The sequence below is a fragment of the Streptomyces rishiriensis genome, from assembly GCF_003112535.1.
GTDB classification, from domain to species: domain Bacteria; phylum Actinomycetota; class Actinomycetes; order Streptomycetales; family Streptomycetaceae; genus Streptomyces; species Streptomyces rishiriensis.
In genome coordinates this window covers 1-15,674 of sequence record NZ_BEWA01000035.1, presented here as the reverse complement: position 1 = coordinate 15,674, position 15,674 = coordinate 1, and the positions used below count along the sequence as shown (strand labels likewise).

Genomic DNA, 15,674 nt, shown 5'->3' with positions numbered 1-15,674 from the left:
CGTCCGGTCGCCGCCCGCGCGCAATAGGGTGACCGCCATGCCCGAGCAGTCCGAGACCCCCGCACTTCGCATACGCACCGCGCTGCCCGCCGACGAGGAGACGCTGGCCGCCGTCGACCGGCTCACCTGGTCCCCCCTGCACGCGGTGATGCCGCGGCCGCAGCCGCCGTACGACCCCTTCTTCGACGAGCGGCACGTCCCGGACGACTACCTGGTCGCCGAACTGGACGGCCGCGTCGTCGGCTACCTCCGTCTGGCCCTGCCCACGTCGCTGGCGTGCAACGCGCACGTCCGGCAGATCCAGGGCCTCGCCGTCCTGGAGGAGGCGCGCGGCCGGGGCGTCGCACGGGCGCTGCTCCGCGTCGCCGTCGAGGAAACCCGCCGGCAGGGCGCCCGCCGGCTCACCCTGCGCGTCCTCGGCCACAACGCCCCCGCGCGCAGGCTCTACGAGTCCGAGGGGTTCGTGGTCGAGGGGGTGCTCCCGGAGGAGTTCCTGCTGGACGGGAAGTACGTGGACGACGTGTTCATGGGCCGCCCGGTCTGACGTCGCCGGACGCGAGGCTCAGGACGTCGTCAGCCTTCCCGTGTCCACCGGGTGCGTCGCCGTCGCCGCCTGCTCGGCGTCGTCAGCGACCTCGGCCGCCGTCAGCACGTACCCCGTCTCGTCGTCGGAGGTGGAGCGCGCGAAGACCACGCCGAAGACCCGGCCCGTCGTGGTCAGCAGCGGGCCGCCGGAATTGCCCGGGCGCACCGTGGAGCGGATCGAGTAGATCTCGCGGGTGACGATCCCGTCGTTGTAGATGTTGCGGCCGGTCGCCTTCACCCGCCCGGCGACCGTGGCCGCCTGCAGGTTCAGGTCGCCGTCCTGCGGATAGCCGGCGACCACCGCGGAGTCGCCGCGTGAGGCGGAGTCGTCGAAGCTCAGGACGGGGGCCCGCAGCTCCGGCACGAACAGCACGGCCACGTCCCTGTCCGGGTCGAAGAGCACCACGCGCGCGGAGAACGACCGCCCCACGCCGCCGATCCGCACGGTCGGGCGGTCGATGCCCGCCACCACGTGCGCGTTGGTCATCACATGCTCGCTGGCGTAGACAAAGCCGCTGCCCTCGCGCCCCTGGTCGCCCGAGGAGCCCTCGATCTTCACCGTGCTCCGTCTGGCCGCGTCGGTGGCGCGCGCCGTGACGCTGTCGCCGGTGGGCTTGGCGACCTCGGCCGTCGACTCGTTCTCGAAGGGGTTGAAGACCTGCGGGAAACCCGCCTGGGTGAGCGCCGACGTGGCCCGCGAGAACCAGTTCGGCGTCGTGTCCGGCATGGCGTCCTGCACGGCCCCCAGCAGCCGCGAGTCCCGTATCGACGAGGTGACCACCGGCGACGAGGACGCGCCCAGCACGCTCGCGGCCACCCACGCCACGACCAGCACCGCCACCGTGTTCGCCGCCGCCCCGCCGACCCCGTCGGCCGCCCGCAGCGGCCCCCGGTCCAGCTCGCGCCGCAGCCGCAGCCCCAGCCGGCTCGCCAGCTCGTGCCCCACCACCGCCGGGACCAGGACCGCGAACACCGCCGTCAACGTCGCCGCCGTGGTCCCCGGCGTCACCAGATCCATCAGCCACGGCAGAACCCACACGCCGATCACCGCGCCGCCGACGAACCCGGCCAATGAGACGCAGCCGGCCACCAGCCCACGCCGGTAGCCGGAAGCGGCGTAGGCCAGGATCACCAGCGCCAGCAGGATGTCGAGCAGGTCCACGCGGCCCCCTTTCTCTCGGATCCCTAGTACGTGCGGGAAGGGCCCAGTGATCAGTACCCGTCGATCACACGCGCGTGACGGCGGACACCCGCCACACGTGCGTGCACCTCGTAAAACGGCGTGGACCGGGAGGATGGTTCCACCAGGTGGCACAGCACACATCGCGGACGGACCGGAACCGGCCGACAGTGGAGCCATGTGTGCCCTCCGACCGGCATCCCGCGCTGTGCGCGGCGGACGCGGACGGTTCCCGGCGCGAATACCGGGCCCGTTCCTCGTGCTTCTGGGCTGTCTGCCGGGCCTCGCCGCCGTCGCCGCGCTGGGACTGTGCGCGGGCGGCGTCGAGCACGCCGCCCGCGCCACGACGCCCGCCCGCACGGCCGACGCGCGCGCCGCCGCCGCGCACCGGGCGCCCCGGCCGCCCATCGTGCCCCGTTCCGCCTGGCTGGACGCCCTCGCCCGTCACGCGCAGCCGCCCCCGCGCTACGACGACAAGGTCGTCGCCGTCTTCGTCCACCACACCGACTCGCCCAACGGCTACGACTGCGCGGACGCGCCCCGGATCATCCGCTACCTGTACGCCGGCCAGACCGGCGCCAGGGACTGGGACGACATCGGCTACAACTTCCTCGTCGACCGCTGCGGCACCATCTACGAGGGCCGCGCGGGCGGGGTGGACCGGCCCGTCACCGGGGCCCACACCCAGGGGTTCAACCACCGCACGGCCGGCATCGCCGCCCTCGGCACGTTCACCTCCGGCATCCCGGTCCCGCAGGCGATGGTCGACGCGATCGCCGCGCTGACCGCCTGGAAGCTCGGACTGTCCGGCGTCGACCCGCGGGCGGACGTCCGGCTCACCTCCAGCAACAGCCACAGCCGGTACGCCGCCGGAGTCACCGTCGCCTTCCCCGCCCTCTCCGGCCACCGGGACGCCTACATGACGAGCTGCCCCGGCGCCGCGCTCACCGCACGCCTCCCGGAGATCCGCCGGGCGGCGGCGCGTCTCCAGGGCAGGACGGCCGCACGGGCTCTCACAGGAACGCCTTAGGCGCCGTTCAGGGTCCTCCCATCCCCGCGTCCTACGGTCGTGCACACCACGAACCGACCGGAGGCGGGGAACATGAACAGCAGCCGTGAGCAGTCCGCTCAGTCCACGCAGGCGACGCAGGCGGGCGGGCGGGGCGCCGGCTGGGCCGGCGCCGCCCGCAGTCCCTGGACCGTGCTGTGCGCCGTCGCCGCGGTCGTCCTCGGCCCCGCCGCGGCCACCGCGTCGGCTCTGGAACAGGCCAACGAAGCGCCGCTGCACCACGCGGTGCGGATCGACCGGTCGCAGGCGTACATCCCGGCGGACAGCGCCCGCCGCAGGCTCGCGGCGTGACCCGGGACCGCGTTCACACCGGGGTGCGCGCCGGGGTTCACTCCGGCGTCGACGCCGGGTCCGTCCCGGAGGTCACTCCTTGAAGCGCTGCCACAGTCGCGGATACCGCTCGGCCAGCGCCGCCTCGTTCTCGAAGTCGACGGGCGTGCCCTCGGGTTCGGCGGGAGCGGGCGGGATGCCGAGGTCGGGGGCGACGTCCCCGGTGAGCTGCTCGTAGGCCTCGTCGGCCGCGTACCCCAGTTCCTCGCCGTCCCCGTCGATCTCCTCGTCGAAGTCGTCCAGCAGGTCGGCGAGCGAGTCGGGGTCGCCGTGCAGGGCGCCCTCGAAGACCTCCCGGCCCTGCCCGATCAGCCAGCAACGGAAGAAGTCGAAGGCGTCGTCGCTGGCCCCGTCCAGCAGCAGCCACGCGGCGCCCCACAGATCCCAGCGGTAGGCGCGGTTGTAGCGGGACTCGAAATGCCGGGCGAAGTCGAGCACGGACTCCGGGTCCAGCCCCAGCAGCCGCTCCACGAGCAGGTCCGCCTGCTCCTCGGGATCACCCTCGGCGGCCTCTCGGGAGGCGTCCACCAGCTCCCAGAACTCCGTCTCGTCCATCACGCGTCCAGCATCGTGCCTGACCGTGCGGGACGCACCCGGAGTGCCGGGGATTCTCATCCCGGCCGATACAACTCCGCCAGTCGTGCGGCGTCCTCGGCGAACCGTTTCCGCAGGGGCTCGGGGGAGATCACCTCGGCCTCCGCCCCCAGCGCCGTGAGCTGGGCGTGCGCCACGTCCTGCGACTCGACGCCCAGCGTGACCGTCACCCGCCCCCGGGCGTCCGCCTCCCCGGCGGTCGCCAGGGCGTCCCGGGCGGCCACCGGATCCACGGCGTGCGGCAGTGCGCGCACGCCCGCCTCCGAGAGCCGCACGACCACCTCGGTCCGCAGGATCGACCGCGCGAAGCGCTCGGCCTGCTCGGCCCAGAAGCGGGGGAGGTCGAACTCCTCGTCCCGGCGGAAACGATCCCCCAGATCCTCGGCGTCGACGAACCGGTCGATCCGGTACGTCCGCGACGCACCACCGCCGTCGCCCCGCACCCGGGCGCACAGATACCAGACCCCCGCCTTGAGCACGAGCCCGTACGGCTCCAGCTCCCGCTCGACCTCCGCCTCCCCGCGCCGGTAGCGGGCCCGGACGCACCGGTCGTCCCACACCGCGTCCGCGATCAGCGGCAGCAGCGCCGGCGTCTGCGGCTCCCGGAACCAGGCGGGCGCGTCCAGATGGAACCGTTGCGCCGCCGCCCGCGGGGCGTCCTGCAGGGACGGCAGCAGCGCCGCCGAGACCTTCAGCCGCGCGGCCGAGGCGAGGTCCGCCAGCCCCATCTCGCGCAAAGCCCCCGGCACTCCGCTGAGGAACAGCGCCTCGGCCTCGCCGCGTCCCAGTCCCGTCAGCCGTGTCCGGTACCCGCCGACGAGCCGGTACCCGCCGGCCCGGCCCCGCTCGGCGTACACCGGCACGCCGGCCTCCGACAGCGCCTGCGCGTCCCGCGTGACCGTACGCTCCGACACCTCCAGTTCCCGCGCCAGCTCGGCGGCGGTCATGGTGGGCCGGGACTGCAGCAGCAGCACCATCTTGATCAGGCGGGCAGCACGCATGCGCCCATGATGCCGGGCCCCACCGACAACGGGGTGGGGAGTGCGCGTCGGGCCGCGCGCGTGGGGCCCGTGAGGGCGGCGCGGCCTTCTCGGCCACGGCCGTGCGGGCGGACCCGGCGGAGGCCGCACCTCGGCGGGCGGCCGGCGGCCGATGACGGCGAAGGCGACGGCGATGACGAAGGCGACGGAGACGGCGAGGGCGACGGCGACGGAGACGGCGAGGGCGACGGCGACGGAGACGGCGAGGGCGACGGCGAGGGCGACGGCGACGGAGACGGCGAAAGGGGGGGGGGGGCGGCCCGAGGCCGTCCCCCCCACGTCATGCCGTCATCGGCCGGCCGGCCGCCTACAGGCCGTACCGCTCGCGGGCTTCCTTCACCGCCGTCGCCTTGACCTCGCCGCGTCGGGCGAGCTGGGCCAGCGCCGCCACGACGACCGACTCCGCGTCCACGCCGAAGTGACGGCGGGCCGCCTCGCGGGTGTCGGACAGGCCGAAGCCGTCCGCGCCCAGCGAGGACCAGTCCTGCTCGACCCACTGCGCGATCTGGTCCGGCACCTGCCGCATGTAGTCGGAGACCGCGAGCACCGGGCCCTCGGCGCCCTGCAGCGCCCGACGGACGTACGGCGTCCGCTCCTCGCCGCGCAGGAGGGCCGCGTCAGCCTCCAGCGCGTCGCGGCGCAGCTCGGTCCAGGAGGTCGCGGACCACACGTCGGCGGCCACGCCCCACTCCTCGGCGAGCAGCTTCTGCGCCTTCAGCGTCCAGTGGATCGCCGTGCCCGAGGCCAGCAGCTGGATGCGCGGGGCGTTGGCCGCCGCGACCTCCACGCCGGCCGACTCCGCCGTGTTGAAGCGGTACAGGCCCCTGAGGATGCCCTCGTCCACGCCGGGGGCGGCCGGCTTGGCCGGCTGCGGCATCGGCTCGTTGTAGACGGTGAGGTAGTAGAAGACGTTCGGGTCCTCGTCCGGGGCCGCCTCGCCGTACATCCGGCGCAGACCGTCCTTGACGATCGTCGCGATCTCGTAGGCGAACGCCGGGTCGTAGCTGAGCGCGGCCGGGTTGGTCGCGGCGATGACCGGCGAGTGGCCGTCGGCGTGCTGGAGGCCCTCGCCCGTCAGGGTCGTGCGGCCGGCCGTCGCGCCGACGAGGAAGCCCCGGCCGAGCTGGTCGCCGAGCTGCCACATCTGGTCGGCCGTGCGCTGCCAGCCGAACATCGAGTAGAAGATGTAGAACGGGATCATCGCCTCGCCGTGCGTGGAGTACGCGGTGGAAGCGGCGATGAAGTCGGCCATCGAACCGGCCTCGGTGATCCCCTCGTTGAGGATCTGGCCGTTCTTGGCCTCCTTGTAGTACATCAGCTGGTCGCGGTCGACCGGCTCGTACGTCTGGCCCTTGGGGGAGTAGATCCCGAGCGACGGGAACAGGCTCTCCATGCCGAAGGTGCGCGCCTCGTCCGGGACGATGGGGACCCAGCGCTTGCCGGTCTCCTTGTCACGGACCAGATCCTTCACCAGGCGGACGAAGGCCATCGTGGTCGCCACGTTCTGCGAGCCGGAGCCCTTGTCGAACGAGGCGAACGTCTTGTCGGCCGGGGCGGGCAGCGGCGCGAGGGCGTGCGTACGGCGGGCCGGGGCCGGGCCGCCGAGGGCCGCGCGGCGCTCCTGGAGGTAGCGGACCTCGGGGGAGTCGACGCCCGGGTGCCCGTAGGGGACCACACCGTCGACGAACTGCGCGTCGGAGATCGGCAGCTCCAGCAGGTCGCGCATCGCCTTGAACTCGTCCACCGAGAGCTTCTTCATCTGGTGGTTGGCGTTCTTCGACGCGAAGCCCTCGCCGAGGGTGTGGCCCTTGACCGTCTGGGCCAGGATCACCGTCGGGGCGCCCTTGAACTCCACGGCCGCCTTGTAGGCCGCGTATACCTTGCCGGCCTCGTGGCCGCCGCGGGAGAGGTGGAAGCACTCCAGGATCTTGTCGTCGCTGAGCAGCTTCGCCATCTCGGCGAGCGCCGGGTCCTTGCCGAAGAAGTCCTGGCGGATGTAGGCCGCGTCACGCGTCTGATACGTCTGCACCTGCGCGTCCGGCACCTCGCGCAGCCGGCGTACCAGCGCGCCCGTGGTGTCGAGCTGGAACAGCTCGTCCCAGGCCGTTCCCCACAGCGTCTTGATCACGTTCCAGCCGGCGCCGCGGAACTGGGCCTCCAGCTCCTGAACGATCTTGAAGTTGGCACGGACCGGGCCGTCGAGGCGCTGCAGGTTGCAGTTGATGACGAAGGTCAGGTTGTCCAGGCCCTCGCGGGAGGCGAGCGCGAGGGCCGCCGTCGACTCCGGCTCGTCCATCTCGCCGTCGCCGAGGAACGCCCACACGTGGGACGCCGAGACGTCCTTGATGTCGCGGTTCGTCAGGTAGCGGTTGAAGCGCGCCTGGTAGATGGCGGAGAGCGGACCGAGACCCATGGAGACGGTCGGGAACTCCCACAGCCAGGGCAGCCGCCGCGGGTGCGGGTAGGAGGGGAGGCCTTCGCCGCCCGCCTCCTGGCGGAAGTTGTCCAGGTGCCGCTCGGTCAGCCGGCCGTCGAGGAAGGCGCGGGCGTAGATGCCGGGGGAGGCGTGGCCCTGGATGTAGAGCTGGTCGCCCGAGCCGTCGGCCTCCTTGCCCCGGAAGAAGTGGTTGAAGCCGGTCTCGTAGAGCCAGGCCGCGGAGGCGAAGGTGGCGATGTGGCCGCCGACGCCGTGTTTGCTGCCGCGGGTCACCATGGCGGCCGCGTTCCAGCGGTTCCACGCGGTGATCTTCCGCTCCAGCTCCGGGTCGCCGGGCGCGGAGGGCTCCGCGGCGGTCGGGATGGTGTTGACGTAGTCGGTCTCGAGCAGCTTGGGCAGCGCGATGCCGTTGCCCTCGGCCCGCTCCAGCGTGCGGCGCATCAGGTATGCGGCACGGTGCGGCCCGGCCGCCTTGGCGACCGCGTCCAGGGAGGCCTGCCATTCGGCGGTCTCCTCCGGATCCCGGTCGGGGAGCTGGTCGAGCGCGCTCGGCTGGATGGCGTTGGGGTCGGTCATGTCGCCGCCTTCCTCAGTCGAAGGGGGTTCCCTCATCGGTAAGGGTTCGGGGGTGCCCTTGGTCTTTGGCAGGACAGGGCGTGCGGGCACGGGTACGGCGTCGTTGTACGACCCCGCGGCGCGGCCCGTCGGTGACTGTAACTCCCTGATCGATGATCGATCAAAGGGTTCAAGGGAAAAACTCTCGATTACGAGAAAGTAGGCACGCGGTGCCTTTCGTTCAGGCACGCCGTGCCGCGATTTTCCCTTGTTTTCGCAGGTGAGCGTCGGTGTGCTCGGCTGTGTCAAGGGCGCGGCGCGCAGCCCAGAACGTGCGCCTTCACCAGGTCCGCGATGCGCGGATCCCGTCGCCGGAAGGCCTGCACCAGCTCCTCGTGCTCCTCCGCGTACGACTGCTGCACGGTCCCGAGCCACCGGATGGACAGCGCGGTGAAGACCTCGATGCCGAGGCCCTCCCAGGTGTGCAGCAGCACGGAGTTCCCGGCCGCGCGCACCAGCTCCCGGTGGAAGCCGACGGTGTGCCGCACCTGGGCGGTGCCGTCGCAGGCCCGGTCGGCCTCGTAGAGGGCCGCCACGTGCGGATCGAGCGCCGAGCAGTCCTCGGCCAGCTTCTGGGCCGCCAGCTCCGCGGCGATCGCCTCCAGGCCGGCCCGCACCGGATAGCTCTCCTCCAGGTCGGCCGCCGTCAGATTGCGCACCCGGACGCCCTTGTTCGGCGCGGACTCGATCAGCCGCAGCGACTCCAGCTCGCGCAGCGCCTCCCGGACCGGCGTCTGACTGACCTCCAGCTCGGTGGCGATCCGGCGCTCCACGATCCGCTCACCCGGCTGCCAGCGCCCGCTGACGATCCCCTCCACGATGTGCTCGCGGATCTGTTCGCGCAGCGAGTGGACGACGGGCGCGGTCATGAGAGCTCCTTCGAGCGGGGGCCGCCCATCGGCCCCGGGGCGTTGACGTTTAGACAATACGGCCGGGGGCCCGCGGAGGAGAGGTGCTCAGGGGCGCTTTTACGCAGGTGAGACGAGACTTACACGCGCGGGACGGGTCGGGTCCACCGGCCGGCCCGGGCGGCTCAGAGGTCGAGAACCGCGCGCAGCGCGTTGTCGACGAGGGCCATCTGCGCGGGGCCGATGTTGCCGTGCGCGGTGCCCGTCTCGAAGCGCGCCGCCGTGAGGTGGAGCAGGTCGACGGCAACGACCGATGCTTCGATGGGCGAGGTCAGGCGGACGCTCATCGCCAGTCGTTGAGGGAGGGGGCGTCGGCGGCGGCGTCCCGCAAGGCCCTGTCCATGGAGTCCGGGATGCGCAACGTGATGGCACTCATGACGTCAAACGTAGTGGCGCACATGGCCTCAGGGGAGCGGTCGCCGGAGGAACGGGGAGACGAGCGCCCCCGCCCGGAGAACCGGACGGGGGCGCCTGTGCTGCTGGACCGACGGGGTCAGAGGCCGAGCTCGACCTCGAACTCGCCGGCCTCCAGGATCGCCTTGACCGCGGTCAGGTAACGGGCCGCGTCGGCGCCGTCCACCAGACGGTGGTCGTAGGACAGGGTCAGGTACGTCATGTCGCGGACGCCGATGACCGTGCCCTCCTCCGTCTCGATGACGGCCGGACGCTTGACCGTCGCGCCGATGCCGAGGATCGCGACCTGGTTCGGCGGCACGATGATCGTGTCGAACAGCGCGCCGCGCGAGCCGGTGTTGCTGACGGTGAAGGTCGCGCCGGACAGCTCGTCCGGGGTGATCTTGTTCGCGCGGACCTTGCCGGCCAGGTCGGCCGTGGCCTTCGCGATGCCGGCGATGTTCAGGTCGCCCGCGTGCTTGATGACCGGGGTCATCAGGCCCTTCTCCGAGTCCACCGCGATACCGATGCTCTCGGTGTCGAAGTAGGTGATCGTGCCCTCGTCCACGTTGATCCGGGCGTTGACGGCCGGGTGGGCCTTCAGCGCCTGGGCCGCCGCCTTCACGAAGAACGGCATCGGGGACAGCTTGACGCCCTCACGGGCGGCGAAGGAGTCCTTCGCCTGCGCGCGGAGCTTCATCAGGCGGGTGATGTCGACCTCGACGACCGAGGACAGCTGCGCCTGCTCGTGCAGCGCCTTGACCATGTTGTCGCCGATGACCTTGCGGATGCGGGGCATCTTCACGGTCTGACCGCGCAGCGGGGAGGCCTCGAGCGCCGGGGCCTTCTTCGCGGCGGCCGGGGCGGCGGCCGGAGCCGGAGCGGCGGCGGCGGCCTTCGCGGCCTCGGCGGCGGCGAGGACGTCCTGCTTGCGGATGCGGCCGCCGACGCCGGTGCCCTTGACGGAGCCCAGGTCGACGCCGTTGTCGGCGGCGAGCTTGCGCACCAGCGGGGTCACGTACGCGCCCTCGTCGCTCGCCTGCGCGGCCGGAGCCGGGGCGGCGGCGGGAGCCGGGGTGACCGGAGCCGGAGCCGCCGGCGCGGGGGCCGGTGCGGCGGCGACCGGGGCGGGCGCCGGAGCGGCCGGAGCCGGAGCCGGGGCGGCGGGCGCCGGAGCCGGGGCGGCCGGAGCCGGAGCCGGAGCGGCCGGCGCGGGGGCCGGTGCGGCCGGCGCGGGGGCCGGTGCGGCGGCGGCCGGGGCCGGAGCCGGGGCGGCGGGGGCCGGAGCAGCGGCCGGAGCCGCACCCGGAGCGCCGATGACGGCCAGCTTGGCGCCGACCTCGGCGGTCTCGTCCTCGCCGACGGTGATCTCCAGCAGCACACCCGAGGTGGGCGCCGGGATCTCGGTGTCGACCTTGTCGGTGGAGACCTCGAGCAGCGGCTCGTCGGCCTCGACCGAGTCGCCGACCGACTTCAGCCAGCGGGTGACGGTGCCCTCGGTGACGGACTCGCCGAGCGCGGGCAGGACGACGTCCGTGCCCTCGGCGGAGCCGCCGCCGGCGGCGGCCTCGGGGGTGGGAGCCGGGGCCGGAGCCGCCTGCTCGGTGGAGGGCTGGGCGGCCGGAGCCGGCTCGGGGGCCGGCGGAGCGACCTCCTCGGCGGCCGGGGCCGCGGCGGCCGCCGGGGCGCCGGTGCCGTCGTCGATCACGGCCAGCTCGGCGCCGACCTCGACGGTCTCGTCCTCGGCGACCTTGATGGAGGCCAGGACGCCGGAGGCGGGGGAGGGGATCTCGGTGTCGACCTTGTCGGTCGACACCTCGAGCAGGGGCTCGTCGGCCTCGACGCGCTCACCCTCGGCCTTCAGCCAGCGGGTGACGGTGCCCTCGGTGACGCTCTCGCCGAGCGCCGGAAGGGTTACGGAAACCGCCATGGTTTCGGTTGCTCCTTACGAGTTGCGGAAGTCTGGGTCGTCGCTTCGACGTGTCTCGACCGAGGGTCAGTCGTGCGAGTGCAGCGGCTTGCCCGCCAGGGCCAGGTGGGCCTCGCCGAGCGCCTCGTTCTGCGTCGGGTGGGCGTGGACGAGCTGCGCGACCTCGGCGGGCAGCGCCTCCCAGTTGTAGATCAGCTGGGCTTCGCCGACCTGCTCGCCCATGCGGTCGCCGACCATGTGGACGCCGACCACCGCGCCGTCCTTCACCTGGACGAGCTTGATCTCGCCCGAGGTGTTGAGGATCTTGCTCTTGCCGTTGCCCGCGAGGTTGTACTTCAGCGCGACGACCTTGTCCGCGCCGTAGATCTCCTTGGCCTTGGCCTCGGTGATGCCCACGGAGGCGACCTCGGGGTGGCAGTACGTCACCCGGGGGACGCCGTCGTAGTCGATCGGGACGACCTTCTGGCCGGCCAGCCGCTCCGCGACCAGCATGCCCTCGGCGAAGCCGACGTGCGCGAGCTGGAGCGTGGGGACCAGGTCGCCGACCGCGGAGATCGTCGGGACGTTGGTGCGCATGTACTCGTCGACCAGGACGTAGCCGCGGTCCATCGCGACGCCCTGCTCCTCGTAGCCCAGACCGGCGGAGACGGGTCCGCGGCCGACCGCGACCAGCAGGACCTCGGCCTCGAACTCCTTGCCGTCGGCCAGGATGACCTTGACGCCGTCGGCGGTGTACTCGGCCTTCGAGAAGAAGGTGCCCAGGTTGAACTTGATGCCGCGCTTGCGGAACGCGCGCTCCAGGAGCTTGGAGGAGTTCTCGTCCTCCACCGGGACGAGGTGCTTGAGGCCCTCGACGACCGTCACCTCGGCGCCGAAGGACTTCCACGCCGAGGCGAACTCGACGCCGATGACGCCGCCGCCCAGGATGATCGCGGACTTCGGCACGCGGTCCAGGACGAGGGCGTGGTCCGAGGAGATGATCCGGTCGCCGTCGATCTCCAGGCCCGGCAGCGACTTCGGCACGGAGCCGGTCGCCAGCAGGACGTGGCGGCCCTGGACCCGCTGCCCGTTCACGTCGACGGAGGTGGGGGAGGACAGCCGGCCCTCACCCTCGATGTACGTCACCTTGCGGGAGGCGATCAGCCCCTGCAGGCCCTTGTACAGGCCGGAGATGACGCCGTCCTTGTACTTGTGGACGCCCGGGACGTCGATGCCCTCGAAGGTGGCCTTCACGCCGAACTGCTCGCTCTCGCGGGCCTGGTCGGCGATCTCGCCCGCGTGGAGCAGGGCCTTGGTGGGGATGCAACCCCGGTGCAGGCAGGTGCCGCCGACCTTGTCCTTCTCGATCAGGGCGACGTCCAGTCCCAGCTGCGCCCCGCGCAGGGCCGCGGCGTACCCGCCACTGCCACCGCCGAGGATCACTAGGTCGAAAACGGTGCTGGCGTCGTTCGCCACGTCACGTCCTCCATGCATGTGCGCCGTGCGCCGGTCGTCGCTGACCGCCGGCGGCTGGTGTCCGGCCGCTCTTTCTTCGGCCCTGTGGTGGGGGCCCTGTCCTGCCGAGGCCCATCTTCGCACTTGCGGGAGGCGAACGAGACGCGGGGCCGGGGTGTGAGACACCCCACGCTCACTTGTGACATGAGGCCCGGCCCGCCCACGGGCTCGGGGAACTGCGCGACCGGCCGCATTCGGCCCGCACCCGCCGTCCGGCGGACGGACCGGAGTGATCAGGCGCACAGTCCCCCGCTCCCGCAGGACTAGCCCAGGTCGCCCGAGGCGGTCAGCTCGGCCAGCCGCACCAGCGTGCGCACCGCGGTGCCGGTGCCGCCCTTCGGGGTGTACCCGAAGGGGCCGCCCTCGTTGAACGCCGGTCCGGCGATGTCCAGGTGCGCCCAGGTGATCCCCTCGCCCACGAACTCGCGCAGGAAGAGACCGGCCACCAGCCCGCCGCCCATCCGCTCGCCCATGTTGGCGATGTCCGCGACGGTGGAGTCCATGCCCTTGAGCAGGTGCTCCGGCAGGGGCATCGGCCACGCCGGCTCGCCGACCTCCTCGGCGGCCTCGTGCACCGCCGAGCGGAACGCGTCGTCGTTGGCCATGATCCCGAAGGTGCGGCTGCCCAGCGCCAGCATCATCGCGCCGGTCAGGGTCGCGACGTCGACGATCGCGTCCGGCTTCTCCGCGGAGGCCGCCCACAGCGCGTCCGCGAGGACCAGCCGGCCCTCCGCGTCCGTGTTGAGGACCTCGACGGTCTTGCCGCTGTACATGCGCAGCACGTCGCCGGGGCGGGTGGCGGAGCCGGACGGCATGTTCTCGGCGAGCGCCAGCCATCCGGTGACGTTCACCTCCAGGCCGAGCCGCGCGGCCGCGACGACCGCGGCGAAGACCGCCGCCGCCCCGCTCATGTCGCACTTCATCGTCTCGTTGTGCCCGGCCGGCTTCAGCGAGATGCCGCCCGAGTCGTAGGTGATGCCCTTGCCGACGAAGGCGAGGTGCTTCTTCGCCTTGGAGGAGGTGTACGACAGCTTCACCAGGCGCGGGGCGGAGGCCGAGCCGGCGCCGACGCCGAGGATGCCGCCGTAGCCGCCCTTGACGAGGGCCTTCTCGTCGAGGACCTGGATCTTGATGCCGTGCTCCTTGGCCGCCGTCTGGGCGAGAGCGGCGAACGCCTCGGGGTCGAGGTCGTTCGGCGGCATGTTGATCAGGTCGCGGGCGCGGTTGAGCTCCTCGCCCACGGCGGTGGCGCGGGCGAGCGCGGCCTTGTGGGCGGCGTCGCGCGGCTTCCCGCCGAGGAGCGCGGCCTCGGCGAGGGGCGCCTTGTCGTTCTTGGCCTTGGCGTCGTTGTTCGCACGCGCGCTCTGCTTGTAGGCGTCGAAGGAGTACGCGCCGAGCAGCACGCCCTCGCCGATCGCGCCGATGTCGGCGGCGTCGGTCACCGGCAGGGCGAAGGCGGCCTTCCTGGCGCCGGTGAGGGTGCGGGCGGCCGCGCCGGCCGCCCTGCGCAGCGCCTCGGCGTCGTAGGCGGCGTCCTCCTCGGGCTCGGAGCCGAGCCCCACCGCGAGCACGAGAGGCGTCTTGAAGCCGGCCGGGGCGGGCAGCTTCGTCACCTCGCCCTCGGCGCCGGAAGCCCCGAGGGTCTCCAGAACGCCGGCGAGCCGGCCGTCGAACGCCTTGTCGACGGCTTCGGCGCCTGGGGCGACGATCGGGCCCTTTGCGCCCTTGGCGACACCGATCACGATCGCGTCGGCCCGCAGGCCGGGCGCCGCGGCGGTGCTGAGAGTGAGAGCAGTCACGGTGGTGAAATCTCGCTTCCGATGTGGAGTTGCTGTGGCCGGAGGGTGTGGGTCGACCGGGCCCAGGGCCGACCCTAGATCCGGGTCCTGGGCGCGTTCGCATCCGGGGTGTGCCTCGCCGGCGCGGCGGACCGGCGGAGCGAACCCGGAACGAGCGTACGCGTGCGGGTGCGTTCGCTCACGCACGCGAGTGTTCACCCGGCGGTGGAGTCCTGGCCACTTCCCGGCCCGAGCCCTCCCCGAAACGGCGTGTACTCGTCGTTGTCGTGCCAATTTGGGCGGACGGCGTCGCCGGACCGCCGGCGAACGGCCGCCGCACCCTTCGGCTCCGACATGGGCGATCATCGTCCGGGTACGTCGCCGACACCCTGGAGCCCGCCCGGTGAGACGCTCGACCGCCCTGCTGCCCCTTCTCGCCCTGCTGCTCGCGGGCTGCTCCGCCGCCCCGGACGGCGCGAGGAGCGCCGGACCGTCGGATGCCGGACCCTCGGATGCCCGCCCGTCGGGCGGCGCATGGTGGCGGCCCCGCCCCGGCGTCGAGTGGCAGTGGCAGCTCAGCGGCCGGCTGGACACCTCCGTCGACGTGCCGGTCTACGACATCGACGGCTTCGACCACGACGCGGCCACGGTGGCCGGCCTGCACGACGACGGCCGCAGAGTCGTCTGCTACCTCTCCACCGGCGCCTGGGAGGACTGGCGGCCCGACGCGAAGAAGTTCCCCGCCGCGGTGATCGGCGAGAGCAACGGCTGGAAGGGCGAGCGCTGGCTCGACATCCGCCGGACCGACGTCCTGGAACCGCTGCTGGCGGCCCGCCTCGACATGTGCCGCGACAAGGGCTTCGACGCCGTCGAGCCGGACAACATGGACGGGTACCGGAACACCACGGGCTTCCCGGTCGAGGCCGCCGACCAGCTGCGCTACAACCGTCTCGTCGCCCGCCTCGCCCATGAGCGCGGCCTGTCCGTCGGTCTGAAGAACGACCTCGACCAGATCCCCGCCCTCGTCGGCGACTTCGACTTCGCGGTGAACGAACAGTGCGCCCAGTACGGCGAATGCGCGGAGCTGACCCCGTTCGTCGAGGCGGGCAAGGCCGTCTTCCACGTCGAGTACGAACTGCCCACGAGTGCCTTCTGCGCCGACTCCCGCCGGCTGAAGCTGAGTTCGCTGCTGAAGAAGTACGAACTGGGAGCGTGGCGCGAGGCCTGCTGACGAGCGGTCAGGGCCCTCGCCCGAGAGCCGGGAGAGAGACCGGGCGGCCCTCCTGATCCGAACGACAGACCCTAGCGGCAACGCCGTTCA

13 protein-coding genes are annotated in these 15,674 nt (G+C 72.6%); 4 read left to right on the top strand and 9 right to left on the bottom strand.

Annotated features, from left to right (window positions below; all coding sequences use genetic code 11):
- Positions 1 to 37 precede the first annotated feature (37 nt).
- Positions 38 to 544, top strand: a complete 507-nt coding sequence (locus Sri02f_RS39180; RefSeq protein ID WP_109006064.1) for a GNAT family N-acetyltransferase — start codon at positions 38 to 40, stop codon at positions 542 to 544.
- Between the two features lie 18 nt (positions 545 to 562).
- Here the strand turns inward: Sri02f_RS39180 and Sri02f_RS39175 are convergent, their stop codons facing one another.
- On the bottom strand, positions 563 to 1,747 hold the full coding sequence (locus Sri02f_RS39175; protein WP_109006063.1) for a MarP family serine protease: 1,185 nt from the start codon (positions 1,745 to 1,747) through the stop codon (positions 563 to 565).
- Positions 1,748 to 1,943: 196 nt separating this feature from the next.
- Here Sri02f_RS39175 and Sri02f_RS39170 point away from each other — a divergent pair, with 196 nt between their 5' ends.
- Positions 1,944 to 2,795 (top strand): peptidoglycan recognition protein family protein, encoded by an 852-nt coding sequence (locus Sri02f_RS39170; RefSeq protein WP_109006062.1) that lies wholly within the window; start codon positions 1,944 to 1,946, stop codon positions 2,793 to 2,795.
- A 72-nt stretch (positions 2,796 to 2,867) separates the two neighbouring features.
- Complete coding sequence (locus tag Sri02f_RS39165; protein ID WP_109006061.1) at positions 2,868 to 3,125, top strand: hypothetical protein; 258 nt, start codon at positions 2,868 to 2,870, stop codon at positions 3,123 to 3,125.
- A gap of 72 nt (positions 3,126 to 3,197) precedes the next feature.
- Here the strand turns inward: Sri02f_RS39165 and Sri02f_RS39160 are convergent, their stop codons facing one another.
- From Sri02f_RS39160 to Sri02f_RS39125, 8 genes are all read right to left on the bottom strand, one after another.
- Positions 3,198 to 3,719: a DUF4240 domain-containing protein gene (locus Sri02f_RS39160; RefSeq protein WP_109006060.1), complete on the bottom strand. Its 522-nt coding sequence runs from the start codon at positions 3,717 to 3,719 to the stop codon at positions 3,198 to 3,200.
- Positions 3,720 to 3,775: 56 nt separating this feature from the next.
- Positions 3,776 to 4,759, bottom strand: coding sequence for a helix-turn-helix transcriptional regulator (locus tag Sri02f_RS39155; RefSeq protein ID WP_109006059.1), 984 nt, complete (start codon positions 4,757 to 4,759; stop codon positions 3,776 to 3,778).
- 346 nt (positions 4,760 to 5,105) lie between these two features.
- Complete coding sequence (aceE, locus tag Sri02f_RS39145; protein WP_109006057.1) at positions 5,106 to 7,811, bottom strand: pyruvate dehydrogenase (acetyl-transferring), homodimeric type; 2,706 nt, start codon at positions 7,809 to 7,811, stop codon at positions 5,106 to 5,108.
- A gap of 284 nt (positions 7,812 to 8,095) precedes the next feature.
- Positions 8,096 to 8,719, bottom strand: a complete 624-nt coding sequence (locus Sri02f_RS39140; RefSeq protein ID WP_109006056.1) for a GntR family transcriptional regulator — start codon at positions 8,717 to 8,719, stop codon at positions 8,096 to 8,098.
- 164 nt (positions 8,720 to 8,883) lie between these two features.
- Positions 8,884 to 9,045, bottom strand: a complete 162-nt coding sequence (locus tag Sri02f_RS41540) for a hypothetical protein (protein ID WP_159106866.1) — start codon at positions 9,043 to 9,045, stop codon at positions 8,884 to 8,886.
- Between the two features lie 206 nt (positions 9,046 to 9,251).
- On the bottom strand, positions 9,252 to 11,081 hold the full coding sequence (sucB, locus tag Sri02f_RS39135) for a 2-oxoglutarate dehydrogenase, E2 component, dihydrolipoamide succinyltransferase (protein ID WP_109006055.1): 1,830 nt from the start codon (positions 11,079 to 11,081) through the stop codon (positions 9,252 to 9,254).
- A gap of 66 nt (positions 11,082 to 11,147) precedes the next feature.
- A complete protein-coding gene (lpdA, locus tag Sri02f_RS39130; RefSeq protein ID WP_109006054.1) occupies positions 11,148 to 12,536 on the bottom strand; it encodes a dihydrolipoyl dehydrogenase in 1,389 nt (462 codons plus the stop codon).
- A 302-nt stretch (positions 12,537 to 12,838) separates the two neighbouring features.
- Positions 12,839 to 14,374, bottom strand: a complete 1,536-nt coding sequence (locus tag Sri02f_RS39125) for a leucyl aminopeptidase (protein WP_109006053.1) — start codon at positions 14,372 to 14,374, stop codon at positions 12,839 to 12,841.
- A gap of 382 nt (positions 14,375 to 14,756) precedes the next feature.
- Here Sri02f_RS39125 and Sri02f_RS39120 point away from each other — a divergent pair, with 382 nt between their 5' ends.
- On the top strand, positions 14,757 to 15,584 hold the full coding sequence (locus Sri02f_RS39120; protein ID WP_245971003.1) for an endo alpha-1,4 polygalactosaminidase: 828 nt from the start codon (positions 14,757 to 14,759) through the stop codon (positions 15,582 to 15,584).
- Positions 15,585 to 15,674: the final 90 nt, after the last annotated feature.